Origin of the sequence: Paenarthrobacter sp. NPDC090520, from assembly GCF_044769205.1 — a bacterium.
Taxonomy (GTDB): domain Bacteria; phylum Actinomycetota; class Actinomycetes; order Actinomycetales; family Micrococcaceae; genus Arthrobacter.
This window is the reverse complement of sequence record NZ_JBIVXM010000009.1, coordinates 69,730-92,855: the sequence shown is the minus strand read 5'-3', so window position 1 is coordinate 92,855 and position 23,126 is coordinate 69,730. Positions and strand designations below refer to the sequence as shown.

23 protein-coding genes are annotated in these 23,126 nt (G+C 62.8%); 7 read left to right on the top strand and 16 right to left on the bottom strand.

What is annotated here, in order from left to right; genetic code table 11:
• Positions 1–3: 3 nt before the first annotated feature.
• From ACIQTZ_RS12995 to ACIQTZ_RS12960, 8 genes are all read right to left on the bottom strand, one after another.
• On the bottom strand, positions 4–606 hold the full coding sequence (locus tag ACIQTZ_RS12995; protein WP_402981289.1) for a TetR/AcrR family transcriptional regulator: 603 nt from the start codon (positions 604–606) through the stop codon (positions 4–6).
• Entirely contained in the window at positions 603–1,781 is a 1,179-nt protein-coding gene (locus ACIQTZ_RS12990) for a pyridoxal phosphate-dependent aminotransferase (RefSeq protein ID WP_402981286.1), read from the bottom strand. Before ACIQTZ_RS12990 ends, ACIQTZ_RS12995 begins: the two co-directional genes overlap by 4 nt.
• Before the next feature lie 46 nt (positions 1,782–1,827).
• Positions 1,828–2,625 (bottom strand): SDR family oxidoreductase, encoded by a 798-nt coding sequence (locus tag ACIQTZ_RS12985; RefSeq protein WP_402981283.1) that lies wholly within the window; start codon positions 2,623–2,625, stop codon positions 1,828–1,830.
• Between the two features lie 104 nt (positions 2,626–2,729).
• The gene (locus ACIQTZ_RS12980; RefSeq protein WP_402981280.1) at positions 2,730–3,752 is read right to left on the bottom strand and encodes a biotin-dependent carboxyltransferase family protein; all 1,023 of its coding nucleotides are present in this window, start codon (positions 3,750–3,752) and stop codon (positions 2,730–2,732) included.
• Positions 3,752–4,504, bottom strand: coding sequence for a carboxyltransferase domain-containing protein (locus ACIQTZ_RS12975; RefSeq protein WP_402981277.1), 753 nt, complete (start codon positions 4,502–4,504; stop codon positions 3,752–3,754). The genes ACIQTZ_RS12980 and ACIQTZ_RS12975 overlap by 1 nt, the downstream gene beginning before the upstream one ends.
• A gap of 27 nt (positions 4,505–4,531) precedes the next feature.
• On the bottom strand, positions 4,532–5,335 hold the full coding sequence (locus ACIQTZ_RS12970) for a LamB/YcsF family protein (protein ID WP_402981274.1): 804 nt from the start codon (positions 5,333–5,335) through the stop codon (positions 4,532–4,534).
• A 92-nt stretch (positions 5,336–5,427) separates the two neighbouring features.
• A complete protein-coding gene (locus ACIQTZ_RS12965; protein ID WP_402981271.1) occupies positions 5,428–6,777 on the bottom strand; it encodes an MFS transporter in 1,350 nt (449 codons plus the stop codon).
• A 48-nt stretch (positions 6,778–6,825) separates the two neighbouring features.
• A complete protein-coding gene (locus tag ACIQTZ_RS12960; RefSeq protein WP_400272580.1) occupies positions 6,826–7,458 on the bottom strand; it encodes an RraA family protein in 633 nt (210 codons plus the stop codon).
• Between the two features lie 335 nt (positions 7,459–7,793).
• Here ACIQTZ_RS12960 and ACIQTZ_RS12955 point away from each other — a divergent pair, with 335 nt between their 5' ends.
• From ACIQTZ_RS12955 to ACIQTZ_RS12935, 5 genes are read left to right on the top strand one after another with little or no spacing between them, the layout of a single operon-like run.
• A complete protein-coding gene (locus ACIQTZ_RS12955; RefSeq protein ID WP_402981268.1) occupies positions 7,794–9,356 on the top strand; it encodes an ABC transporter substrate-binding protein in 1,563 nt (520 codons plus the stop codon).
• A gap of 14 nt (positions 9,357–9,370) precedes the next feature.
• Positions 9,371–10,417 (top strand): ABC transporter permease, encoded by a 1,047-nt coding sequence (locus tag ACIQTZ_RS12950; RefSeq protein ID WP_400336406.1) that lies wholly within the window; start codon positions 9,371–9,373, stop codon positions 10,415–10,417.
• Positions 10,410–12,167 (top strand): dipeptide/oligopeptide/nickel ABC transporter permease/ATP-binding protein, encoded by a 1,758-nt coding sequence (locus ACIQTZ_RS12945; protein ID WP_402981265.1) that lies wholly within the window; start codon positions 10,410–10,412, stop codon positions 12,165–12,167. The genes ACIQTZ_RS12950 and ACIQTZ_RS12945 overlap by 8 nt, the downstream gene beginning before the upstream one ends.
• Positions 12,164–12,973, top strand: coding sequence for an ATP-binding cassette domain-containing protein (locus tag ACIQTZ_RS12940; RefSeq protein WP_402945500.1), 810 nt, complete (start codon positions 12,164–12,166; stop codon positions 12,971–12,973). The genes ACIQTZ_RS12945 and ACIQTZ_RS12940 overlap by 4 nt, the downstream gene beginning before the upstream one ends.
• 52 nt (positions 12,974–13,025) lie before the next feature.
• The gene (locus tag ACIQTZ_RS12935) at positions 13,026–13,805 is read left to right on the top strand and encodes an alpha/beta fold hydrolase (protein ID WP_402945502.1); all 780 of its coding nucleotides are present in this window, start codon (positions 13,026–13,028) and stop codon (positions 13,803–13,805) included.
• A gap of 20 nt (positions 13,806–13,825) precedes the next feature.
• Here ACIQTZ_RS12935 and ACIQTZ_RS12930 read toward each other — a convergent pair whose 3' ends face one another.
• The 3 genes from ACIQTZ_RS12930 to ACIQTZ_RS12920 form a co-directional block, all read right to left on the bottom strand.
• Positions 13,826–14,416, bottom strand: a complete 591-nt coding sequence (locus ACIQTZ_RS12930) for a hypothetical protein (RefSeq protein ID WP_402945504.1) — start codon at positions 14,414–14,416, stop codon at positions 13,826–13,828.
• Between the two features lie 234 nt (positions 14,417–14,650).
• Positions 14,651–15,298, bottom strand: a complete 648-nt coding sequence (locus tag ACIQTZ_RS12925; protein ID WP_402981262.1) for a hypothetical protein — start codon at positions 15,296–15,298, stop codon at positions 14,651–14,653.
• Between the two features lie 14 nt (positions 15,299–15,312).
• The gene (locus tag ACIQTZ_RS12920; protein ID WP_402945509.1) at positions 15,313–17,646 is read right to left on the bottom strand and encodes a DNA/RNA non-specific endonuclease; all 2,334 of its coding nucleotides are present in this window, start codon (positions 17,644–17,646) and stop codon (positions 15,313–15,315) included.
• Positions 17,647–17,914: 268 nt separating this feature from the next.
• On the opposite strand from ACIQTZ_RS12920, the gene ACIQTZ_RS12915 reads away from it, so the two are divergent.
• Positions 17,915–18,139, top strand: coding sequence for a hypothetical protein (locus tag ACIQTZ_RS12915; RefSeq protein WP_402945511.1), 225 nt, complete (start codon positions 17,915–17,917; stop codon positions 18,137–18,139).
• A 52-nt stretch (positions 18,140–18,191) separates the two neighbouring features.
• Here ACIQTZ_RS12915 and ACIQTZ_RS12910 read toward each other — a convergent pair whose 3' ends face one another.
• Positions 18,192–18,665 carry an NUDIX domain-containing protein gene (locus tag ACIQTZ_RS12910; RefSeq protein ID WP_402945648.1) on the bottom strand — a complete coding sequence of 158 codons (474 nt, stop codon included), beginning with the start codon at positions 18,663–18,665 and terminating at the stop codon, positions 18,192–18,194.
• 276 nt (positions 18,666–18,941) lie between these two features.
• Here ACIQTZ_RS12910 and ACIQTZ_RS12905 point away from each other — a divergent pair, with 276 nt between their 5' ends.
• Positions 18,942–20,003, top strand: a complete 1,062-nt coding sequence (locus ACIQTZ_RS12905; protein ID WP_402981259.1) for a glycoside hydrolase family 16 protein — start codon at positions 18,942–18,944, stop codon at positions 20,001–20,003.
• A gap of 89 nt (positions 20,004–20,092) precedes the next feature.
• Here the strand turns inward: ACIQTZ_RS12905 and ACIQTZ_RS12900 are convergent, their stop codons facing one another.
• The 4 genes from ACIQTZ_RS12900 to ACIQTZ_RS12885 all read right to left on the bottom strand — a co-directional run bounded on the left by ACIQTZ_RS12900 (position 20,093) and on the right by ACIQTZ_RS12885 (position 23,081).
• Positions 20,093–20,272, bottom strand: a complete 180-nt coding sequence (locus tag ACIQTZ_RS12900) for a hypothetical protein (RefSeq protein WP_211713326.1) — start codon at positions 20,270–20,272, stop codon at positions 20,093–20,095.
• Between the two features lie 6 nt (positions 20,273–20,278).
• A complete protein-coding gene (locus ACIQTZ_RS12895) occupies positions 20,279–21,409 on the bottom strand; it encodes a glycosyltransferase (protein ID WP_402981256.1) in 1,131 nt (376 codons plus the stop codon).
• 490 nt (positions 21,410–21,899) lie between these two features.
• Complete coding sequence (locus ACIQTZ_RS12890; RefSeq protein WP_397323390.1) at positions 21,900–22,070, bottom strand: hypothetical protein; 171 nt, start codon at positions 22,068–22,070, stop codon at positions 21,900–21,902.
• A gap of 180 nt (positions 22,071–22,250) precedes the next feature.
• Positions 22,251–23,081 (bottom strand): oxidoreductase, encoded by an 831-nt coding sequence (locus tag ACIQTZ_RS12885; RefSeq protein WP_402981253.1) that lies wholly within the window; start codon positions 23,079–23,081, stop codon positions 22,251–22,253.
• Positions 23,082–23,126 lie beyond the last annotated feature (45 nt).

Genomic DNA, 23,126 nt, shown 5'->3' with positions numbered 1-23,126 from the left:
AGCTTAGGTCCTGGAAGCGGACCACCCTGTCAGGGCGGCCGTGAAGGTCCTGACCAATCGGGCGGAGGCCTGCTCGGCCGTGAGGTCCAGGCTCTGGATGAGATCGTTGATTTCGCGGGGGTCGAAGAAGCCGTTCCACAGGAAGAGCGCCTCGTCCCCTGGATGCGGAAGACCGAGTTCCCGCGAGGCTTCCCGCAGAGGCATGGCAAGGGCATCGGCCTGGACTGTCAGGTAGTAGGCGCCTGCCTTGACGCGGGCCAGATAGCCCTCTGCCGACCGCGTGTGGATCATGGACTCGCCGTGCTGGACCACAAGGTGCACCCACTTGGCGCAGACGGCTTCCAATAATTCCAGTCCGGCCGACGTCTGGGTTCGGCTGAACTCCAGCAGTTCACGGCCCACCTCGAACCGGTACGCCGCCAGCGCGTCGTCCACTGATGCGAAGTGCCGGTAGGCCGTGGCCGTGGAGATGCCTGCCTCGGCGGCGATTTGCGACATGGTAGCCGAACGGCCGGCTCCGAAGAGCCGGCCGGCCGCGTCAACCAAAAGCATCCGGTTTCGCTGCATGTCAACGCGCAGCCCTGCCGGCGGGTCGAGCAGGGTCACGCGTCCTGCCTGAGGGCCGCGAGGCCTGCAGCAAGACGTTCGACGCCGGCAGCGATCGCCTCCGCACTGGCGGCGTAGGAAAGCCGCAGGTGGTGTTCGCCGTTGCGCCCGAATTCGCTGCCCGGACGTACGGCGACGCCGAATTCGCGCAGGTGCGCCACCATCTGGGCGGCGGGGAGGTCCACGTCGTACTTGGGGAAGAGGTAGAAGGCGCCCTCGGGGGAGCTGACGGTGAGGCCGGGGATCTTGCTGAGGCCGTCGAACATGAGTTGACGGCGTTCGGCGTAGGAGGCATGCATGCGCTTGATGTCCGGGCCGCACGTCTTGAGGGCGGTGAGCGCCGCCAGTTGCACGGCCGTGTTCATGGAACCGTTGAAGGTATTGTGCACACGCGCTGCGGAGGCGATGACATCGGAGGGACCCCATAGGTATCCGACCCGCCAGCCCGTCATGGCATAGCTCTTGGAGAACGTCTGGCAGTAGATGGTCCTGCCTGCCAGCTCGGGGATTTCCAGGGCGGAGGTGAACGGTTCCTCGGTGTAGACGAGGTCGCTGTAGGCCTCGTCGGAGAGGACCAGGGTGTCCGTTCCGGCCACCATGTCTGCGAGGGCTTCGAGTTCCTGGCGGGAGTGGACGATTCCCGTGGGGTTGGAGGGGTTGCAGAAGACGAACATCTTGGCGCCCTGCAGTGCGGACGCGAGGGCCTCAAGGTCCCAGTGGAGGTCATCGGCCAACGGAACGGGAACGGTGGTGCCGCCGGCCATGCTGACCAGATCGGCGTACAGCGAGTAGGTGGGGTCCGGGATGACCACCTTGTCACCGGGGTTGACGATGCCCAGGATCGCAGCGGACAGGCCAGCCGTTCCGCCCTGGGTGATGAGCACGTCGCCGGGGCTGGCCACTTCGCCGAGGAGCTGGCCGATACGGGCAGCCAGCTCCTCGCGAAGCACCAGCTCGCCGAGCAGCGGCGAGTAGTGGGTGTGTCCCTCTTCCAGGGCGCGGGCGGCAGCAGCGCGGACCTGTTCGGGGGTGTCGAAGTCCGGTTCGCCCATGGCGAGTGAGACGAGGTCGCCTTTGGACTGGGGCTGCTGGACGCGCAGCGAGGTGCGCTGGACGCGCAGCACGGCTTCGGAAGGCTGGAAGGGTGCGACGGCGGTGGATGGTTCGGGGGTCATGGCAGTCCTGCTTCGGCTGGTTGGAGGGAAAAGTTTGAGGGGCTTGCTAGCACTGGGGAAGGTCTTCTGCGGGCGCGCCGGTCCAGCGGCTGATTTCGATGTCTCCGGAGGTATCGCGCTGCACGGTCGGTGCAATCACGAGTTCCTGGACCACGGTGCGCTGCGGCAGGGTGGCCACGAGCTGGATGGCACGGGCGACGTCCTCCGGTTGGACCATCGCCTCGCGTTCCTCCTCCCGCGGAGGCCGGGCGCGATTGTCCAGGATGGGAGTCGCTGTTTCCCCGGGAAGGATGGTGATGGCGCGGAGTCCTTCGTTGCGGAAGGTGTTGTGCAGGTAGGTCATGAAGTTCCGGACCGCGGCCTTCGCTGCGCCGTAGGCTGCACCGCCCAAAAGGTTCGGGTTGACCGCTGCGAGCGAGGAGACCGTGATGATGGTGCCCGTGTTCCGGGAGAGCATGCCCGGCAGTACGGCCTGCGTCAGGAGGTATACGGCGTTGAGGTTGACGTCCAGGACGCCGTTCCATTCCTCTTGGCTGATCCAGCGAACGTTCAACACCTTGCTGGCGCTCCCGGCGTTGTTGACCAGGATGTCCACGGGTCCGAGGTTTTCGGAAACCCACGCGACCAGGGCGTCGACGTCGTCCTTGGATGCGATATCCGCGGCACGCGGGGTGACCTTGCCGCCGTCGGACGCTATTGCTGCGGCGACTTCCTCCAGGACCGGAAGCCGACGGCCTACCAGCACCACGTGTGCGCCTTCGGCTGCGAGCAGTTCCGCCGTCGAACGGCCCATGCCCGTCCCCGCGCCGGTGATGACGGCGACTTTGCCTTCGAGAAGTCCCAAGGTTCCGTTCCTCCAGATGTGGAAAGTATTGCGATAGCTATCACATATGCGAAAAGTTTCTCATTTGCGAAGTGTGAAGGTCAAGTGTTCGTGGCCGTGGAGGCTCAGGCTGCCGCCCGGACGGTAGCGCTTGACGAATGGTGCGGCAGGTCCACGGCGCCGAAAAGGCTCCGGACCCGTGATTCAAGGACGCCGAGCAGGCGCTGCGACTCGTGGTAATCCGCGACGGCCTGCTCTTGGGCCACCCAGCGGAACGTCATCCGCTGGCCGGGACGGGCCTGGCCCAGCATGGGCAAAGAGGCTTTGGTAGCGAAGGCGACAATCGGGTAGCCCGCCGTCAGGGTCCGGTAGCGCCCCAGAATGATGAGCTCGTCCCCGTGCGGGATCTCGAACGCGCCGATGGGCACGCCGTGGGAGACGATTTCACCGAGCCCCTCAGGATGCACCACCGGACCGTCCAGTCGAAGGCCAACGTGGTTGGACTTGGCGGTGACGGTGTATTCCCGCGAAGCAAGCAGTTCCCGGATACCCTCCGCGGCGTCCGTTTCCGGACCCTCCACAATGTCGATGGTCCACACCGAGTGCTCAAAGGACGGAACGGGTACCGGCAGACGAAACAGCGGCTGCGTCAGGTAGGGATGCTCGAAGCCCGAATAGGTGGTCCGGAGTTCCAGGTGTTGGCCTGCCGCGATCTGCTGCGGAAAGCCCATTCGCGCTTCGGGGGCCGCACTGCCCATGAAGCGATCGGTGACGAGCGTTCCGCTGAAGGCCAGGAAGTTCCGCATGCCGCCATGGGCGTTGGCGATCACCACGCGTCCCTTCGCCGGGACGCAGACGGGTTGCCACATGGCCACGGCGCTGCCGTTGACCGTGACATCTGCGGGAGCTCCCGTGACTGCGAGCAGCACAGGCTTGGACGTGGTGAAAACGAACCGGCCGCCCATGAGTTCCAACAACGTGGAAGTCCGGTCATTGCCCACCAGGATGTTCGCCACCGCTGCCGAGTGCTGGTCGGCGGCACCTCCGCAGGGAACGCCCAAAGCTTCAGAGTGTTCCCGGCCGAGGTCCTGGAAGGTGGCCAGCCAGGCCGTTTCGCGGACTTTGATGGTGTTGGTGCGTTCTACCATCAGAGCGTCCCTCCAATCGTGTATGAATCGGTCCGCAGGAACTGCCCTGCCAGGCGATCCCACTCGGAATCCGGGACCACCTTGAACCGGACGGTGTCTCCTGGCGTGTAGGACGTGGGCGGATCTTCCCGGATGTCGCAGATGGTCAGGGGAGTGCGCCCAATGACCTTCCATCCGGTGGGTCCCGGGAAGGGCTGGATGATGGCGTTGGTTCCGGCCACCATCACCGATCCCGGATCCACGTTGGTCCGCGGTTCCCTGCAGCGGCTCACCTGCCCGGGGAACCGGACGGTGCCCATCATCGGCGCCATGGCCGAGGCCAGGAGGTTGATGGACAGCACGGAATCCTCAAGATGGCCAAGGACGGCTTCCTGGCTGATGCCCAGTTCCGCAGCCACATCCGGCAGGTCCGGGGCGAAGGTTTCATTGACCACCATCGGAATCACAAAATGCTTGTCGTCGGCCTGTCCGCTTTCTTGGTGGAACCGTCCAGCCGCCGCGAGCCTGATGGTCTGGGCAAGTTGTGCGTGCCCCACGGCGAGGCAGTCGAACTCCACCAGGATGGAGTCGACGCCTGCCACCACGTCCTGCAGGCCATGTGGCCGCACGTCGAGGAGGATTTCACGGATCCGGCGGCTTCCGGCCTGCCGTTCCTCGACCGTGCCGGACGCCACGCTGACCATCAGCGCGGAATCACCGAACGGTACGGCCTTGATGTCCGGCAGGTGTCCGGGCTCTGGGTGCGTGCTCATGGGTCCTTGGCTTGTTGGTGGGGTAGGTCAGACCGTCGCGAGTTTGGCTTTTTCGGCCAGCACTTCCTGCAGTCCTGTTGCCTTGATGCCGGCCTTGTCCAACGCGGCGCGGAGGGCGGTGCCGTTCTCCAGGACCTGCGGGTGGTCGCCATGGAGGAGCACGACGTCGGCATCGTGGCCGAGCGGCACAATCTTGCCGGTGACGGCGGTAACGGTTCCTTCGGTGACCACCTGGACCACGCGGCGGCCGATTTCCTCCGGGTCGTGCAGCAGGGCGCCGTCGGTGTTGCGGGACACCGGCATCCCATCCTCGCCATAGCCGCGGTCGGCCAGGAAGACGTAGCCAACCTCTAGGCCTCGCTTGCGGGATTCCTCGGCGAGCAGGCCGTTCTGGCAGATCACGATGTAGGACGGGTCGTACGCCTTGATGGCGTCCGTGATGGCGCGGGCATGCTTGGCGTCGGTCTGGGCAATGCTGCCCATGCGGCCGTGCGGGGCAACGTGGCTGATCTTGCCGCTGTGGATCCGGGCGAAGGCGTCCAAAGCGCCGATCTGGTACAGCACGTCTGTGCGGATTTCCTCCTCGCTGGCCTCGATCAGGCGGCGGCCGAAGCCCACCAGGTCCGGGTAGCCCGGGTGCGCGCCGAGCTCGATGCCGCGCTCCACGCAGGCCTTGACCGTGGCGTCCATGACGCGGGGATCGCCGGCATGGAAGCCGCAGGCGATGTTGGAGGCCGTGACCAGGCCCAGCAGTGCGTCGTCGTCGCCGATGGTGTAGTTTCCGTAGCTTTCGCCGAGGTCTGCAACGACGGCGACTGAGTTGATGCCCAAGGTGACTCCCAATGGTTTTCGTGTGGTGCTTTATGGTCCAACGACGGCGGCCTGGCAGCAATGGCGGCAGGCCGCCGTCGTACGGGGTTTTGTTAGTGGGTGGCCAGCGGCTGTCCCTTGGTTTCCTTGAGGAAGAACACTGAAACCAGGGTGATAATGGCCGTTCCGATCGAGGCGTAGGCCGGAATCATGCTGTTGCTGGTGGCCTTGATGATCTCGGTCATGATCAGCGGAGCGCTGCCACCGAAGATGATGGTGCTGAGGCTGAAGCCGATGCTGTAGGCGCTGTAACGGACGGTGGTGGGGAACATTTCCGTCAGGACCGTGTGGACCACGGCGGCGTGGCCGGAAAATGCAATGGCCATCACGATGGTGGCGATGCAGGCCAGGCCCATATTTCCGGTGGTGATCATGGCGAACATCGGGTAGGAGACGAGGGCCATGAGGACTGCAGACAGTGCCAGCACCGGCTTGCGTCCGATGCGGTCCGAGAGGCGGGCCATCAGCGGGATGGAGATGATGATGGCAACCAGGCTGACGGCCGTCACCAGCAATGCCTGGACCATGGAGAAGTTGTTGCCGGAGCCCAGTTGGGTCTTCAGGTACGTAGGCATGTAGGCGAACAACAGGTAGTAGCCGGGGCCGTTCAACGCCGGCAGGAAGATGGTCAGTGCGATGGCCTTCAGGTGGCGCTTGGAGGTGAAGACCGCGCGCAGGGGGTTGCGCTCTACTTCGTTGCGTTCGCGGAGTGCCGCGAAGTGCGGGGTGTCTTCCATCTTGGAGCGGATGTAGTAGCCCACATAGCCGAGCGGAAGTGCGAAGAGGAACGGGATCCGCCAGGCCCAGGATTCCATGGTGGCGTCACCGAGGGTGGTGATCAGCGTCGCGGAGAAGGCACTGCCGAACAGCAGGGCGCAGAAGGAGCCCACGGCGATGAAGCTCATGGAGTAGTTGCGGTGCTTGTTGTGCGCATACTCCCCAACGAACGCCATGGCGCCCGCCACTTCGCCGCCTGCGGAGAAGCCCTGCAGGATGCGGAAGAGGATCAGCAACGCAGGGGCCGCCCAGCCAATGACCGACGACGACGGGATGAGGCCGATGCAGGCAGTGGCGCCGGAGATGAGGAGCAGCAGCATGGACAGCAGGTTCTTGCGTCCCAACTTGTCGCCCAAATAGCCGCAGATAACGCTTCCGAAGGGGCGGGCCAGGAAGCTGACGAGGAAGCCGACGTTGGTCAGCAGCAGGGACCCGAGGTCCTTGGAACCCATGATGTTGATGGCAAGGTACGTGGTCAGGAGCCCGTAAATGCCGTAGTCGTACCACTCCACGAAGGAGCCCATGGTGCCGGCAATAGTAGCCTTGCGCACCATCTTGCCGTCAGCCGTGACGACCTTTACCTGTGCGGTGTTCAGTTCCACTGATTCCGTCGATGAACTAGACATTGGTGGTTCTCTCAGTTTAGGTCCCGCTGTTGGGGAGGGGAGAAGGAGTTAGCTGTATTCGCGGGTGATTTCGGCGGTCATTTCGGCCTCGTGGACCGCGACAGCCTTGACCAGCTCCAGGATTTCCGCGGCGCGGGCCTGGGGGATGATGACGACGCCGTCATCGTCTGCGGCGACGATGTCACCGGCGGCGCACACAATGCCGCCGATGGCCACCGGTTCGCCGATGACTCCGGGGCCGTTCTTGAACGGTCCGGCAGGGGTGGTGCCGCGCGCGAACACCGGGAACTTGATGTCGGTGATGGTGGCACGGTCCCGGATGTAGCCATCGATCACGGCACCCGTAGCACCGGCGGCCTCGAAGCGCTGGGAGAGCTGTTCACCCACCAGCGCCCGGTGTTCGTGGCCGAAGCCGTTGATGACTACTACGTCACCAGGCTCGATGTAATTGAGGGATTCGATGACTGCCGCATTGTCGCCGGCCGCGCCGAGGACCGTGAGTGCCGAACCAACACACTTTGCGCCGGCCCACACCGGGTTGATGTTGCCGTCCACCAGTCCGAGGCGCTCCATCGCATCGCCGATGTTGGCGACGGGGAATTCTTCGAAAGCGCGGACCAGTTCCCGCGGCGGACGGGTCCACTGTGCCTTGCGGACTGTGAGCTCGAGAGTCGTTGCCATGTGTTCCACCTTTGGGTTGATCCGGGGTTCTTCGGGTTGGCCGCCCTGAGACGCCAATCACATATGAGAAAAGTTTCGCGTTTTTTCTCGACCCCGTCAAGCCCTGGATGTTTCCGGTCTGTAAATCCTCGGCGTGGCGCAGGTCTCTTGTGGGGGAACTCACAAAAAAGCGTTGACTTCGTTCGGTCAATGTGTGAATCTCTTCTCATTCGCGAAACTTATCGCAGTTCAATCCTTCGGGTTTCGGCACTCCCCGGCGCATCGCATCCGCCGCGGCCAGGCAGCCCTGAAGGCGACCAGGAGGTTCACCCCTTATGCAAGGACGTTCCACTTTCATGGCCGCAGCGGCATCCCTCACGGCTGCCGCCTTCTTTTTGACCGGCTGCACCACGGGCGGCCAGGCACCCGCAGGAAACGCCTCCGGCGGGGCGATGTCCACGGACACTATCCGGACCGCCCTCAACGCAGATCCCACTACCTTCAACGCGGCCAAGGCCAACGCCAAGGACGACTACGAGGTAGCCCGGTTCCTGTACGACACCGTGGTCCGCAGGGATGCTGACGGGAAGTTCATCGGCGGACTGGCCACTGAGTGGAAATCCACTGCCACCAACGCCACGTTGACCATCCGCAAGGACGCAACGTGCTCGGACGGTACCCCCATTACTCCCACCATCGTGGCGAAGTCCCTCAGCTACTTCGCGGATCCCGCCACCAAGAACAACTTCGGCAAGCTCGTCTTCGGTCCCGGCCAGCCGGTGATTTCCGGCGACGACGCTGCCGGCACAGTGGACATCAAGCTTGCGCAGCCGTGGTCGGAGCTGATCGGCGGCCTGACCTTGGCGCAGACAGGCATCATCTGCCCGGCCGGCCTCGCTGACCTGGATGGACTGGCCAAGGGCGCCGTCAAGGGTGCGTTCTCCGGTCCGTACACGCTGACCAAGGCCAGCCATGGCGTCAGCTACGACATGACGCTCCGCGAGGACTACAAAGCGTGGCCGCAGTACTCCAAGCCGTTGGAAGGTGTTCCGGCCAAGACCGTGCGGTTCTTCCCCGGCGTCAACAAGACCACGGTGGCCAACCAGCTCCTCACCGGTGAAATGGACGTCTCGGACATCGCTCCGGCAGACGTGCAGCGCTTCGAAGGCAACAAGGATTACGCCGTCACGTCGGTGCCTTTTGCCGGCATCTTCCTTCTGTTCAACCAGCGCGAAGGAAGCCCCTTTACCGACCCCGCACTCCGCAAGGCCGTGGCCCAGCTGATGAACCAGCAGGCTTTCAACGCTGCCGCTTACGCGGGCAAGGGCATCACTTACAACTCGATCGTTGCACCTACGGTGCCTTGCGTCCTGCCGGATAACTCGAGCCTCACCAAGGAAGACGTTGCCGCGGCCAAGGCAGTGCTTTCGGGGAAGACCTTCAAAATGGTGGGCACCACCAGCATCGGACCGAACGGTGCAGGCAGCACCTACGTCCAGGAAGCACTCCGCGCCGCCGGTGCAACTGTCGACCTGCAGCTTGTGGACAACGGAACCTGGGCCACCATGACCCAGACCAAGCCGGAGACCTGGGACTTGACCGTGCAGGGTGACGCCAACTTCGTAGGAACCGTGGCAGCCTCCCTGACCCGTATCGCCGGCGTTCCCACGGAAAAGGGCGGCCGCAACATCGGCGGTGGCGAGAATGCGGACATCCTGGCGGACATCGCCACGGCCCAGGCGGCCACGGACGAATCAGCCCGTTGCGATGCCTACACCAAGGCCCAGAAGAGCATCCTCAGCGACAACGACATTGTTCCGTTCGTTGGTGAGCCGCAGATCGTCGCCCAGCGCTCCGGATTCTCCATCCAGGCACCGTCCGGGATTGTCGACTACGCCACCCTGCGCATCACCAAATAAGCAAAGGCTTCACGATGACTGAACCAACCATGCTCTCCAAGGAAGTCCAGATCCTTGAGAGCCAAACCCCGGGGGCCGCCGAAGGCCCCCGGGGCAGGGCCCTGAGCCTGTCTCCGTGGGCCGACTACGCCCTTCGCCGCGCCGGCGGTGTCCTGCTCTCCGTAGCCCTGCTCGTCGTCGTGACCTTCTTCATGGTTCCGCTCATCCCGGGCGATCCGGCAGTGGCCGTGGCGGGAGCAGACGCAACCACCGAACAGATCGAGGCCATCCGCAACAGCCTCGGCCTCAACGATCCGCTCTACATCCAGTTCATCCACTATGTTGGCGGACTGTTCACCGGGGACCTCGGCGAATCCTTCGCCTACAGCACCTCGGTTTCGCAGATCATCGCCACCAAGCTGCCGTTCACTGCCGAGATTGCGTTGCTGGGCATCCTCCTGGTGCTGCTGGTCTCGGTTCCCGTGGGCATGCTGGTGGGCATCCTGACCCGCGGCGGCCGCAAGAAATGGCTGGACGTGTCCTTCGGGATGCTCACGGGTTTCTTCCAGGCGGTCCCGCAATACGTGGTCTCCACCATGCTGGTGGTGGTCTTTGCCATCATGCTCAAGGTCCTTCCGGCAGCCGGTGCGGCCTCGCTGACCTCGCTGATCCTGCCCGTGATCGGTCTCTCCATCGCACCGATCTGCTCGATTGCCCGCGTGGTCCGCCGCGAGACGTCCACCGTGCTGGAGCAGGACTACCTGCGCACCGGCCGGGGCTGGCGCTTGCCTGCGCTGCGGCTCTACGCGCGGCACGCCCTGCCCAACCTGCTGACCACTGCACTGACCTTGGCCGGGCTGATCCTGGCGGGCATGCTTGGCGGCGCCATCATCGTGGAGAACGTCTTCAACTGGCCAGGACTGGGACGCGAAATCGTCACGGCAATCGTCAACAAGGATTACCCGGTCATCCAGGGCATCATCCTGGTCCTTGGCTTCCTGGCCATCGTGCTCAACCTGCTGGTCGACGTCATCCTTGGCCTCATCGACCCCCGCACCCTTGGAGGAAAGTCCAATGGCTGACACCGCCCGTCCCCGCCGACGGTTCCGCTGGACCACGGGCCTCATTGTCGGCATCGTGTTGATGTCCGCCATGGTCCTCACGGCACTCATCGCCCCGATGTTCCTCACGGATGCCGCCGAGAAGCTGACCCCGCAGGCCTCCCAAGGGCCCAGTGCCGAACACTGGCTCGGCACGGACGACTTCGGCCGTGATGTGTTGGCCCGGTCCTTGGTTGCTGCCAGGCTCACCCTGCTCATGACGGCGGCAACCACGGCGATCGCCGTCGTCGCAGGTATCGCCATCGGTACCGCAGTCTGGCTGGCACCGCGCCGCATCCGTACCGCGGTCCTCCGGGTCATCGAAGCTGCCGTTGCGTACCCGAGCCTCATCTTCTCCTTATTGATTGCCGCCATTTTGGGCCAAGGAACGTGGTCTGCCGTGCTGGCCATCTCCATTGCGAGCATCCCGGCCTTCGCCCGACTAACGGCGAACATGGCAGCCTCGATTTCGCAGCGCAACTACGTCTCCACAGCGCGGCTCCTGGGGGTCTCCGGTCCGCACATCATCACCCGGCACCTCCTCCCGAACATGGCTGAGCCGCTGCTGGTGCTCACGGCCACGGTGTTCGCCACCACCCTGATCGACCTTTCCAGCCTGTCCTTCATTGGGCTCGGGGTGCAGAACCCCGAATACGACTTCGGCCGGCTCCTCAACGAGGCCCTGGTCAACATCTACTCCCAGCCGCTGCAGGCAGTGATGCCGTCCATCATGATCACCATCACCGGCCTGTCAGCCATGCTCATCGGCGACGGTCTCGCCGCCGCCACAGATCCGCGTGGCGGCCGGAAGTTCGGCAGCCTCCGCAAGGCCTCCGAGGTTCCCGCCTCCCTGCGGGCCGACGCCGAAGCGCTCGTTGAGGTGGACAACCTGACCGTCACCACGCCGTCGGGCCTTCCCCTGGTGAAAGGCGTTTCGCTCAGCATCCACGCGGGCGAAGTAGTGGGACTGGTTGGCGAGTCCGGATCCGGAAAGTCCCTGACGGCGATGTCCATCGCGGGGCTGTTGCCCGAGGAGCTCGGCGTCAACGCCAAGACCATGCGCCTGGGGGACTTGAATCTCCTGAAGAAGAACAACCCGCGTGAGCTGGCCACCTCCATTGGGCTGGTGTACCAGGACCCCGGAACGAGCTTCAACCCTGCGTTGCGCATCGGATCCCAGCTGACCGAAGTCAGTCGGGTCCACCTGGGCCAGTCGCGCAATACCGCGTTCGGCCGCATGGTCAAGGCACTGGCCGACATCCGGATCACCCAGCCGGAGAAGCGCATGAAGCAGCACCCGCACGAACTGTCCGGCGGGATGCTGCAGCGGGCCATGATCGCGTCCACGCTGGTCACGGATCCCCGGCTGATCATCGCGGACGAACCCACTACTGCCCTGGACGTGACTGTCCAGGCCGACGTGCTCCGCCAGTTCCGCACCATCAACCGGGAAATGGGGACCGCCATGTTGTTCATCTCGCACGACATCGGGGTGGTGCAGGCACTGTGCGACAAGGTCATCGTCATGAACGGCGGCAAGATCCTGGAGCGCCTCACGGGGGAGGAACTCGCGGCAGGCAAGGTCAAACATCCCTACACCAAGGCCCTGCTGGCGGCGACGCCGTCCATTGCCGAACGCAAGGCCGAACTCATCACCGTGCGGGCAACGGACTTCACCATGGACGAGGTTGTGGACGAAACCGGCAGTGATACCAAGGAGGTTGCCAAATGAGCACAGACCAGCCAGTTCTGGAATTGACCGACGTGCGGGTTACGTTCGGCTCCGGCCGCTCTGCTGCCACGGTTCTGAAGGGCGTCAGCGCGAGCATCCAGCCCGGCAAGACCCTTGGAATCGTTGGAGAATCGGGCTCCGGCAAATCCACCATGGCCAAGGCGATCGTGGGTCTGGTGAAGCCCAGCGGCGGTGTGATTTCATTCTCCGGCCACGACGTAACCAGGATGTCCGGGGCTGAACGCCGGCGCATGCGCCGGGCAGTCCAGATGGTCCCGCAGGACCCGTATTCGTCCCTGAACCCCCGGCGGACCATCGGCCAGACCCTCGCCGAGGCCATCGATCCCCTGCGGGCCAACCCCAGAGAACACCGGGAGAAGATCTCCTATTGGCTCTCGACAATCCGTTTGGATCCCGACGTTGCCGAACGCTATCCTCACGAGTTCTCCGGCGGCCAGCGGCAGCGCATCGCTATTGCCCGTGCCTTGGCTGTGCAACCCAAGCTCATCATTGCCGACGAGATCACTTCCGCGCTGGACCTCTCCGTGCAGGCCGAGATCCTGAACCTGATCGGCCGGCTCCGGAAGGAGCTGGACCTGACCATGGCCTTCATCTCGCATGACCTCGATGTGGTGCACCACGTCAGCGACGAAATCCTGGTCCTGTTCCACGGCGAGGTGGTGGAGTCCGGCGAGGTGGATGCCGTCTACGGGAATCCGCAGCATCCTTACACGCGCCGCTTGATCGATTCCGTCCCTGGCGGCCCGGGCTTCGATATCGGCCCACGTACGGTTGCCGCTGTGTGACGTTGTTCGCGTTCGGGGGTTTGGCAGGCCGCAGCAAAGTTACAGTGTCACGGTGAACTTTGCTGCGGCCGGCGACGGTACCGAACTTGCCTGGACCGAATCAGGCTCCGGCGAACCCATGCTGTTGATCGCCGGACAGGCGACGGCCATGGACGGTTGGGGCCCGACGGCGGAGCTGCTGTCCCGCTCTTTCCGCGTCATCCGCTTCGATCACCGGGGGATTGGACGCAGTGGCCGAGGGGAGGCCGGGCGCTACACCACCCGTTTGCTTGCCGAGGATGCCGCTGCGGTGCTGGATGCTGCCGGGGTTTCGTCCGCCCATGTTTATGGGCATTCCATGGGCGGCCGGATCGGACAGTGGCTGGCCATCGACTACCCGTCCCGGGTGCGGACCTTGATACTAGCCGCGACGAGTGGCGGGCGCTCAGCGGATCCAGCCTTGCGGGCTTCTCCTAATGCTATGGAAGCCCTGGTCAGCGGGGATCTGTCACGACTGGCTCCACTCTTTTTTGATGCCGCCTGGGCTGCGGACCATCCGGAGGCCGTGCGCACCTTCTTCACGTCCCGGGCGTCGGCTTGGGCCAAGGCGCGGCACTTCAAGGCGAGCCGTGACCATGATGCGTGGAGCGAACTCGGCTCCATCCAAGCCCCGACGCTGATCCTCCACGGAACCGAGGACCCGCTCACGCCCTTGGCCAACGCTGTTCTCCTCCGGAAGCACATCCCCGGCTCGGTGCTGGTGCGTGTACCCGGCGCGGGGCACGGCCTTCACCTGGACCACCCCGGGACCATCGACTGGATCCGGGAGTTCATCGCGAGGAAGAGCGGGTAGGTTTTGACCCCGGCCGGCTTCTATTTGCCGAAGATCTTCTTGCTGAGGGTCGTCCAAAAGCCGGGCTCTTTGGATGGGTCCACGATGGTGGGTGTCAGGGTCAGGTCTGTGCCGTTTTCGCCGACAGGAAGGCGTTTGTTGTCCCAAACGACCGTTTTCGCCTCCGGGTTATAGAAGGGCGGTATGACGTTCTCTGCTCGGAACACGGTCCACATCCAGTCGGGGATGTTGTCGACGGTTCGGGGATACGCGATGAGATCCAGGGATAACGTCATTGCGTCGGCGGGCCGGTCCGGAATGACTGTTTCCGAGTCTGGTTGGAGGATCTCACCATCGAAGACTTCAAGCCTTCCTTCGGCATCGGGGTAGAGGTAGACCCTGCAGCTCGTCCATGTTCCGACCCCTGGGACATAAGATGCGGTGCGTACGTTGTCAAGCCATCCGTCCATGGACTGATGGTTGAAGTCCACGGAAAACGCGCGTGCACCCCAATTACCATTTCGTCTAACATCTTCGAACCGCGATGACCATGCTTTGTGCAGGACCGAGGTACTCACTACCTCCTCGGCGCCAAAGCCGAGGCCTCCAATTGCGAAGGTCTCCGCGGTCAAGCGCTTAAGACCTTCATGCACAAGTGAACCTGATAAAATTCGAGGCACGGTCATCGAGAAGCATTCAAGGCTAGTGGCAACGGCATAGTTAAAATCCTTATTATGTGATGCTTTGGACTCGAAGCCGCGGCGACACTAAATCGCTCCCGCAGTTCAGGTTTTGGTCCTGGAATGGACTCTACTTTGACGCGCAGATCGAGGGGCAGGTCGTTGTCCACCCGGCTGCTTTGATGTCTATTTGCCCAGTATTTTCTTGCTGAGGTTTGTCCAGAATCCGGGTTCTTTGGACGGATCGATGATGGTGGGTTTCAGGGTGATATCAGTGCCTTTGTCGGTGACGGGGAGGCGTTTGTTGTCCCAAATGACGGTTTTCGCGGCGGGGTTGTAGAACGGCGGTATGATGTCTTCTGCGCGGAACACGGTCCACATCCAGTCGGGAATGTTGTCGACGGTTCTGGGGAAAGCGATGAGATCCCACTTGAGAATTTCTCCCGAGGCTGGTGTCACGGGATCTGCAGGATCACCGAAGAGGCCTTTCGTGAGGATCTCCCGATCGAACACCTCTAGCCGACCTGGTTTCGATGGGTAAAGAAATATCCTAAAGGTTTTCCATGCTCCTTTGCCGGGAACATAGAGTTCTTCCCGGACTTCCATAAGCCAATAGTCAAGGAGTGCTGCGGGAAAATCTTTCCTAAACGATGTATCCACCCATTCTCCGTCTTTGAGGATATCGTCGAAACGGCTGTGATGACCGATCGTAACGACTGAAGTACTCACTATCTCTTGAGCTCCGTAACCGATACCTGCCTCAGAGAACCCATGCCTCTGGAGTTCAGCAAGTCCCGTCCTGATCAGCTCGCTGTCAATGATCTTGCCGTCCATTGGATCCATCCTTTCTATTCAGATTTCATGAGGTTTGGGAAGAAGTTCTTTAGGAAACTGCCTCTGTCGAATGCATGCAACACCCTTAGGGACTCCGGCAGCCCTGGTTTTGGCCCCGGAATGGCTTCTACTTTGATGCGGAGGTCAAGGGGCAGACCGTTGTCCACCCGCACGAGGGCCTTGGTCATCAGTTCCCGTTCCAGCTGGTAGAAGGCCATGGCGCCAGGTCCAACGTTGGGGGTTCCGTATCCCCTGTTTTGGAACATGAGCTGGGCCAAGAGATTCGCACCTTCGCCAGGCCCTGCGAAGAGCGAAGCTATCAGGTGCCCGCCTTCGTAGTCGGGGCCGCCGACTCGTCGTCCGGACAGGAACTGCTGCCAGGCGCTGCGGTTCATGTCCCCTCTGAGGAGGCCGGTGATATGAGCTTCTACGCTGACTGGTTTCGCGAAATCATCGGTGATGTAAGTGAAGTGGTTCTCCAGCCCTCCATCGCACTTGGCCACAACGTTATATGTGACGTTGGGCATCCTCTTGTTCAATTCGGTGGACCATGCACCCTTTACACCGGCGTAGGTGTCAACCCGATCAACTCGACCTGTCCCGTCCGTGAAGAACTTTTCCAGGGTATCCACTGTGTGTTTGCCGCCGTCGTCCGTGGTCTTTGTGCGGTGGTCAATGATGTACTCGCTGTTGGGATGCAGGCTGGTTCTCGCTGCAAAGTTATCCTTGCGGCTGACTGGGAAGAAGGCGTCTCCGTGCCTCAATAAGAATCTGTGGGCGATGTTATTCCGTACAGGGAAAGCATCGGGCGTAACTGGTATCGGGAGAGGTAGCGGGTTGCCGGTATCTGGTCGCGGAGGCGCCGATGGCTGGCTATGCTCGCGGAGTGCCGTGGCTTTGGCATCGAGCCATTCGGGCGCCGCGCCGCCGGAGCCAGCGGTACGCATCAGGGCCCCGCTGGGATCCGTTTGGACGGCTTGGGGAAGTGCTGCATCTGCTTGGCGCAATGTGTCGACGAACCGCTCCATGCCGTCGGCGGCGGTCCGTTGAGCGCCCTCGAAAAGATCCGCAGAGGCGTTTGTTGCCTTGTCGAGCATTTTCCAAGCATTGATTCTTGTCCGGGTGAGACCGTCGAGGGCTCTTGCAGTGGTTTCCGGCATGGCCACATCCGACAGCTTGAGGAGTGTCGATCCTGGTTTGTCGAGAAAAAGTCCAGCGTTATGCAATCCGTTTGCGACATCTGTCAGAGTTTCCGAGAATCTGACAAGGCCAGGGTGGTCCATCGCCGCGATGCTTAGCTTTTCGGCCGCCAGCCCCAGCTTCGCCGCCATGGTTCCTGCTTCCGCTCCAATTCCTGAACCGCCGGCGGCCATTGAAGCAAGGTCGAACACGGTTTGTCCGCCCGCCCGCCAAGGGTCGGTTCCCCATTCCTCTGCATGGATGGTGTCCTTGATCGCGTCGACTGTGGTGAGGAGCGCGTTGATGTCTTGCTCGGTCACGTCCGTGAAGCCGCGGTCGATCACGGCTTTCGTGGTGAACACAGCCTGCCCGAGCGCTCCGATTCCATGCCAAGCCCGGAGTTGTTCGTTCTTGTCCTTGGTCGCCGCAAGCGTGTAAAGGCCCTGGGCGGCGCCCACGGCTGCGGTGCCGAACCCCTGCATGCCTGAAAGGAAGCCCTCGTGGCGGATGGAGACTTGCTTCCCCCACGGCAAATCCGGCAAGGCCGCATCCGTGCCGAGCTGGTGTTGCAGCCAAGTGAAGCTGTTGGAGAGCTGGTCCGTGGAGGCAAACGCTTTGACGCGAGGGACGTGCGAGGCGGTGTAGCCCGGGCCGCCGGTCAACCGGGAGATGTCTGTCGCGCACTGGGCGTCCGAGTCAAGGATGGCTTGGGCCAGGGCACTGGCCGCGTCCATAACTTGCTGGTGGGTGTCGACGATGTGGGCTTTGGAGTGCCAGTCATCGTTGGCCAGGATGACCGCGTCCAAGGCTTGGACCTCGGCCCGCAAACGATTGATCCGGGTCTTGAAATCCCTGGCCCGGTCCGCGTAGGCGTACAGAGTCTTCGCCGCCATGGAGGCAAGGTCAGCGACACGTTGGGACCGTGCCACGATCGGGGTGAACGCGCCGAGGACCTGTGCGGCGTCAGGGGTCCTATAGAACTCCTCGAGCCCGGACCAGTGTCGGGCTGCGTCCCGGACACCGTTATGGAACGCCGCCCCCGAGGCGAGCATGTCCGCCACATGGGTGTCCAGCACATCGGGATCTGGTAGCGGCGGCAACGCGGCAACATCAATCCCGGACCCGCCACCCCCGGAAGGCGAACACACCGCCGTGAAATCCCCACTCACGAGACAGTACTAACCATGAATTAAGCCCCCAATGTCTGTTGTGCTTTCAAAGGGAGAGCTTGCCCTAGAAAATCTCGTCTAGGTGGCAAAAAATTTTGTCTAGGTGGTGATTTTGGCGTTTACGGGACCGAAAACGGCTGTTTTCCCAAAAAATAGGTGGTCGCAGCGAGCGTCTAGGTGGTCGACCGACGCCAAGCGCCTGCGGTTTGTGGTGGTCTCCATGGCATATGCGATTGCGTCGTCTTGCCGGTGTTGTACCGTCTTGGACATGGACGCGGAACTGACAGTGCAACAGGCGGCTGAAATGCTCACCGTCTCCAGCTCACACATACTCGGCCTACTCACGAGCGGTCAGGTAAAGGGGAGAGAAAGTGATTCCAGGTGGCTGGTGGAAGCTGAATCTTTGCTTGAGTACAAAGGCATTGCTGCTGTAGCCCAGAAAGCCGCAGCCGATGAGCTATCAGCGCTCGCACAGGAAATGAAGCTGATCTGAGAGGTCCTGTCGTTCCAAGAGGCCTCCAGTGAGCCATTCATCTGGGCTGTGCTCAGGCTCCGGCCAGGTGCTCCACCAGCGCATCGACGATCGGCAGTTGCCCTTTGACCAGCTTGGTCCGTGCCGTGGCTTCATCCACCCACCGGGCATCGTCAATCTCCGGGAATTCCTTGATGGAACCGGAGCCCTTGGGCCATTCCATGGGGAACGTGTTGCTGACTATGTGGTCCGGCTGAAACGAATCGGCCCGAGCCGTGTAGGCCGTGATCAGCTTTCCTGAGGGCTGCTTGAACACGCCGAGCAGGTGGTACTCGACGGCGGGCGGTGCAGTGCCGATCTCCTCCGTGAACTCGCGGCGCGCAGCCACCAAAGGGTCTTCATCCTCGGGAAATTCTCCTTTGGGAAGGGACCAGGCGTGTTGATCCTTGCGTGCCCAGAACGGGCCACCCATGTGGGCAATCCAGAGCTCCAGCCCGCCCACGGGGGAGTGCCGGTAAAGGAGAATTCCTGCGCTTCGAATGCTGATTTGCCCTCCCGGAACCAAGTGCGGACAGACAAGCCAACGTTACCCCAGGCAACGGCCAGCACATCCACTCGATGGCGTAACGATGAAATTGGTTTACCAGTCGTCTTCCCGAAGGTACCTGTCTACTTCATAATCATCGGAAGTGACGTTACTCGTGGGGGTGGAACGTCGCCGCGGACCTCCGGTGATTGTCGGAGGTCTTTCTGGGCGCATCAATTGGAGGCTACAGCTATGTCCAAGTCAGTAAGGCTCCTTCCATCTGGGGGAAGAAAAGTAATGGGCCTGGCCCTCACCGTGGCGGTGGGGCTGTCCATGTTTGCAGGAATCGGATCGGCACAAGCGGCAACGAAGGCAGCAGTGGTTGCGGAAGATCCCGGACCGGTGGGCAGCTTCGCATGGGAAGGCTTTAACTGGCAGAAGCGTTTCTGGGGCGGGGCTCCCATGTACAACGGATCCTGGGATGCCAACAACGTCAGCAACCCCGACGCCAACGGGTACGTGAAACTGTCCATCACGAATCCAACGGGATCCGCACCTGTGGGCGCCGAGTTCCAGTCCACCCGCGAAGGCTTCGGCTACGGCACCTACAGCACCACTGTTGAGAAGGACGTCAGCTCCCTGCAGAAGGAAGTGGTGTGGGGCTGCCTTTTCACCTATGACCCCAACGCAGTTCCGGGATACACAGAGATTGACCTTTGCGAAGCGTCCGCCTGGGGCGGTGGCTCGGCCTACGGGCAGAACTGGCCGGTGACCCAGGGGCACGGATATTGGTTCGACGCCACCAAGCCGCCTGGCCAGGGCAACAACACCATCAACTTCGACACAACGAACGCCCCGATCCTGACCCACCGCATGGTGTGGGAACCGGGCAAGATTACCTTTGAGACGTTCGCCGGGGTGAATGCGAGCGGAACGCTGCTGAAGCGTACAGTCCTCCAAGGATCCACCGTTCCGGTTCCCGCCAAGGAACAGATCCACTTCAACCTCTGGGTCACCGGCGGAGGTGGCGGCGATGCGGCCCACGTCGCTCCGGAGTCCGTCACCATCCGCGACTTCTCCTTCGTTGCCGGCATCCCGCTGACCGCTCCCACGCCGACGATCTCCGGAACGCTGACCGTCGGATCCACCCTGACGGCCAACACGGGTACGTGGACTACGGGAACCACGCTCACCTATCAGTGGTATCGGTCCGGCGTCGCCATTACGGGTGCCACGGCCAAGACCTACACGCTGGTTGCCGCCGACCAGGCGGACACCATGATGGTCCGCGTCACCGGAAGCAAGGCCGGCTGCACCACCGTGGCCAAGTACTCCGCGAGTACGGCGGCGGTGAGCTGAGGCCACGGCAGGCAGCAAGCCCGTCTTTGTGTCGCGCTGGGGGCATCCGACACAACGGCGGGCTTGCTGGGCTTGTTGGACCTCTATGCTCAGGCCTTCTTCTCCGCACGGACCGGGACGATCCGCTTGATGGCCAGGCCCAGCGCCAGCATGGCGAAGGCTGCGAGGGCGAACCAGAACAGATCGCCTGCACCGGTCATAGCAAGCGTTCCGGATCCTGTGGCGCCAACGAATGCACCGGCTGCGGGACCTGCGGGGTTGTTGTACATGAGTCTTTACCAAACTTTCTTGCGGTTGAATGCTGCATCCAGGTACGCCTTGGCGTGAACGGCCTGCAGGAAGATGTCGATGACGGTTTCGTACATGGTGGCGGCCAGAAGCATGTACCTCCAGCCCCTGAAGCGCACCGTGATGATGCGTTCCAAAACAAAGATGCCGGTGACGGCAACCCAGAATGGCTGCAGGTTCAGGCCCATTCCGGTGGCTAGTGCAAAGATGATGGAACCGAAGTAGGCGGCGGTAACTACGACGCCGATCATGGACAGGAACTGCCGGCCCCAGTAGGCGCGGGTCACTTTGGTCCAGCCGTACTGCACGCAGTTCTCCACGGCGCCCCGCTTCCAGCGCAGGCGCTGGGCCCAGAGCTCACGCCACGTGGGCATGACTTCGGTGACCAGGGTGCAGTTGGACGGCGAAGCGATGCGGTACCCGAGCGTCAGCAAGGCAAAGGAGAGCTCGTTGTCCTCCGTGAGCACGGAGGTGTCGTACACGCCGCCCTTGCCATTGCCGGGAGGAAGGGTGCCTTCCAGACGGGCGGAGACAACGTCGCGCAGGGTCTTGACCCGGAACAGCGCTGCCGTTCCGGTCACTACCAGGCACTTGCCGTGGAGGCGCTTCACGTCGCGGGCATAGCGGGCGTATTCGTTGCGCTGGAGGTGTCCAACGAAGCCGCCGCCGGGTCCGCCGCTGAAGACGCCTCCGACTGCACCGAGCAGCTCATCCTTGAGGAGGTTCGCCGTGGCGTTCTCGATGAAGTCGAGGGCCAGCTGGGAATCGGCGTCCTGCACCAGGATCAGGTCTTCAGGATCGGCATCCGGAAGCAGGGTGCTGAGCGCGTAGTTGAGGGCGCCTGCCTTCTTGTCCTTGTTCCCAACGGTACGGAGAACCTCAACGCCCTGGGCAAGTGCGAGTTCCTCCGTGTCGTCGGTGCAGTTGTCCGCCACCACGATCACGCGGTCCGGTCGCCGGGTCTGGTTTCCCAGCGAGACCAAGGTTTCGGTGATGCCGGCGGACTCGTTGTGTGCCGGGACCAGGACCGTGACCACTCCGCCGGCGGCGCGGTGGGCACCGTGGCGCAGCTCGGCGTCCGTGTCCGGCCTTGCTGCCTGCAGGGTTTGCGTGCACATGGCGGTCCTTGTCGTTCATCCTGGCGTGCTGACACCCTTAGATTTCCAAGGCCAACACAAGAAGCGACCCGCCAAAGGATCAAGAAATACTCAAGCTTTTCTGCAAATTTGCACTGCCGGCATCACGAACTGTGCACCAAACGCACCAGTGCGCCAGCGGGTTCGCGGGAAAGTAGCGGGGCTTTGGCGCGACTTCGCGGGAAGCATGCCGGCGAGTTCGGAAACTTGCGTGGGCTTTGGCACGACGTCGCGGGAAGCATGCCGGCGAGTTCGGAAACTTGCGGGGGCTTGGACACGCTTCCCGCGAAGTCGGCACCCGCGCTTGCCCACAGCCGAGCCCACAGCCGCGCCCACAGCCCCGCCCACGCCCACAGCCGCGCCCGCGCTCACAGCCCCGCCCCAAACTCGCGCCCCGGGCACCCGCGCTTAAACGACAGCGGACGACGCCGGTGGGTACCGGCGTCGTCCGCTTTTGTCTGCTGGGGCTGCTTTAGCGGGCCAGGCTGACGGTGAAGGTTTTCGGTCCGCTGAGCGTCACGGCGATCCCGCAGTTTTCTGCGGTGGCGCGGGGTGTGAGGTCCCGGATTGCGGCATCGATGGTGTGGTCGATGGCCGTGTTATCCCAGATTTTCAGCGTGATGGAGTCAGTATGTGTCGTCATTGTCAGTACTTTCACTCAGGCTGTTTGACAGCCCCAAGCCTCTTCGCCCGGGGCCGCATCCTCGTCGGTGAGGTTGCTGATTCAGCTTGGATGGGAACGGGTTCCCTCCATCATGGTTCATGCTGCGGACCCTCAATGACAAGCCAAACGCCACAAGTGTGACCGATTACACGCTCCTCTTTACTCTGTGTAACCTGTGCTTTCGCTGCGCTCCCGCCAGCCGTCAACCTGTGCGCGCATGGCTTCCTCCACGGCGTTGTAGGCGTACACCGCGTCGGCCCCCAAGAGGAGGAATGCGGGCGTTTCGGGAGCCTCAACAGCATCGATGATCAGCTGGGCGGCCTTGTCCGGGTCGCCGGGCTGGGTGCCATGGACGGTGTCGTTCTCCTTGCGGCGCTTGCCGGCGGTCTCGGCATAGTCGTCAATCGCGACGGCAGATTGGGTCAGGGAACGTCCCGCGAAGTCCGTGCGGAACCCGCCCGGTTCCACGGCGGTCACCGAGATCCCCAGTGGAGCAAGTTCCTTCTGCAGCGACCCGGAGATGCCTTCCAGGGCTGCCTTGGTGGCCGAGTAGTAGCCCGAGCCGGGAGGGCAGATGCGGGCGCCGATCGAGGAGATGTTCACGATTGCACCGGAGCGCCGGGCCCGCATGCCGGGCAGGACGCCCTTGATCATGGCGACGGGTCCAAAAACGTTGGTGTCGAACAGGGCCCGCACCTCGGCGTCGTCGCCTTCCTCCACGGCGGCACGGTAGCCGTACCCTGCGTTGTTGACCAGTACGTCCACCCCGCCAAAACGCTCCTCGGCCTGCAGCACGGCGGCGTCCACCTGCGACTGCACGGTGACGTCGAGTGCCACGGCGAGGGCCGTCGTCGGGAATTCCGCGGTGAGCTCCTGAAGCGGCTCGGTGCTGCGGGCGGTCACGACGGCGTTATCGCCTTGGGCGAGGACGGCGCGGGCCAGTGCCCGGCCAAGTCCGGTGGAGCAGCCTGTGATGAGCCAGGTGGTCATGGTGTTCCTTTCGGTGGGTTGTCCTCTCCCACTGAACGCTACTCC

Bases quoted from the DNA above. Each gene is read 5' to 3' on its own strand.
- ACIQTZ_RS12990 (WP_402981286.1), bottom strand. From the start codon at position 1,781: ATGACCCCCGAACCATCCACCGCCGTCGCACCCTTCCAGCCTTCCGAA.
- ACIQTZ_RS12980 (WP_402981280.1), bottom strand. From the start codon at position 3,752: ATGGTAGAACGCACCAACACCATCAAAGTCCGCGAAACGGCCTGGCTG.
- ACIQTZ_RS12975 (WP_402981277.1), bottom strand. From the start codon at position 4,504: ATGAGCACGCACCCAGAGCCCGGACACCTGCCGGACATCAAGGCCGTA.
- ACIQTZ_RS12965 (WP_402981271.1), bottom strand. From the start codon at position 6,777: ATGTCTAGTTCATCGACGGAATCAGTGGAACTGAACACCGCACAGGTA.
- ACIQTZ_RS12960 (WP_400272580.1), bottom strand. From the start codon at position 7,458: ATGGCAACGACTCTCGAGCTCACAGTCCGCAAGGCACAGTGGACCCGT.
- ACIQTZ_RS12955 (WP_402981268.1), top strand. From the start codon at position 7,794: ATGGCCGCAGCGGCATCCCTCACGGCTGCCGCCTTCTTTTTGACCGGC.
- ACIQTZ_RS12950 (WP_400336406.1), top strand. From the start codon at position 9,371: ATGACTGAACCAACCATGCTCTCCAAGGAAGTCCAGATCCTTGAGAGC.
- ACIQTZ_RS12945 (WP_402981265.1), top strand. From the start codon at position 10,410: ATGGCTGACACCGCCCGTCCCCGCCGACGGTTCCGCTGGACCACGGGC.
- ACIQTZ_RS12940 (WP_402945500.1), top strand. From the start codon at position 12,164: ATGAGCACAGACCAGCCAGTTCTGGAATTGACCGACGTGCGGGTTACG.
- ACIQTZ_RS12925 (WP_402981262.1), bottom strand. From the start codon at position 15,298: ATGGACGGCAAGATCATTGACAGCGAGCTGATCAGGACGGGACTTGCT.
- ACIQTZ_RS12915 (WP_402945511.1), top strand. From the start codon at position 17,915: ATGGACGCGGAACTGACAGTGCAACAGGCGGCTGAAATGCTCACCGTC.
- ACIQTZ_RS12905 (WP_402981259.1), top strand. From the start codon at position 18,942: ATGGGCCTGGCCCTCACCGTGGCGGTGGGGCTGTCCATGTTTGCAGGA.
- ACIQTZ_RS12900 (WP_211713326.1), bottom strand. From the start codon at position 20,272: ATGTACAACAACCCCGCAGGTCCCGCAGCCGGTGCATTCGTTGGCGCC.
- ACIQTZ_RS12895 (WP_402981256.1), bottom strand. From the start codon at position 21,409: ATGTGCACGCAAACCCTGCAGGCAGCAAGGCCGGACACGGACGCCGAG.
- ACIQTZ_RS12890 (WP_397323390.1), bottom strand. From the start codon at position 22,070: ATGACGACACATACTGACTCCATCACGCTGAAAATCTGGGATAACACG.
- ACIQTZ_RS12885 (WP_402981253.1), bottom strand. From the start codon at position 23,081: ATGACCACCTGGCTCATCACAGGCTGCTCCACCGGACTTGGCCGGGCA.